Raw genomic sequence first — 977 nt, forward strand, 5'->3', positions numbered from 1 at the left:
CCCGCACCTTCAACGCCGCCGTCCCCGGCATCGTGCAGTCGAAGGTCAACAGCGGCAAGCACGTCCACCTGGTCGACATGCACAGCAAGCTCACCACCGGCGACCTCATCGACGGCATCCACCCCACCGCGAACGGCTACGACAAGATGGCCGCCGCCTGGTACGCCGCCCTCCAGTCGGTCCCGGGCAGCCTCGGCCAGGGGTCCAGCCCGAGCCCCAGCGCGACCCCCAGCACCAGCCCGAGCACCAGCCCCAGTGCCGGTCCCAGTGCGATCAAGGGAGTCGCTTCGGGCAGGTGCGTGGACGTCCCCAACGCGTCGCAGACCAGCGGCACCCAGGTGCAGATCTGGGACTGCAACGGACAGTCCAACCAGAGCTGGACTCCCACCAGCTCCGGCGAACTGCGTGTGTACGGCAACAAGTGCCTCGACGTGGCCAACATGAGCACCGCCGACGGCGCCGCGGTGCAGATCTGGGACTGCAACGGACAGAACAACCAGAAGTGGCGCTTCAACAGTGACGGCAGCATCACCGCGGTCGGAGCCAACAAGTGCCTCGACGCACCCAACTACTCCACCGCCAACGGCGTGAAGCTCCAGATCTGGTCCTGCAACGGGCAGAGCAACCAGCGCTGGACCCGCGTCTGATCGAGGACCCCGCCGGGGCGGCCGGACCGGCCGCCCCGGCGTAGGCCCGCCCCTCAGCGGCTCCCGCAGGCGCCGCCCCGGCATGTCCCCCAGCGGTCCCCCTCCACCCCAAGCGCCCTGATCACGAATAGCGCCCGGCCTCCGGCACCGCCGCCCGGACGCCGCGCCGACGGGTCACCACTTCGACAACGAAAGGACTTCGCGTGAAACGAAGGCTCAGATCCCTGCTGGCCGCCGTCTCGTTGCCCCTGGTACTCGTCGGCATGCTGCTGGCCGCCCACCCCGCCGCGGCCGCCACGCTGACCCGCATCACCGGGTTCGGCACCAACC

The 977-nt window shown here is 69.8% G+C and carries 1 protein-coding gene; it reads left to right on the plus strand.

Annotated features, from left to right (window positions below):
* Positions 1 to 647, plus strand: a 647-nt coding sequence (locus HHX33_RS34655) for a lectin (RefSeq protein WP_182878252.1), incomplete at its 5' end; no start/stop codon positions are given.
* Positions 648 to 977: the final 330 nt, after the last annotated feature.

The sequence above is a fragment of the Microbispora sp. H10670 genome (assembly GCF_014161385.1).
Taxonomy (GTDB): Bacteria; Actinomycetota; Actinomycetes; order Streptosporangiales; family Streptosporangiaceae; genus Microbispora; species Microbispora triticiradicis.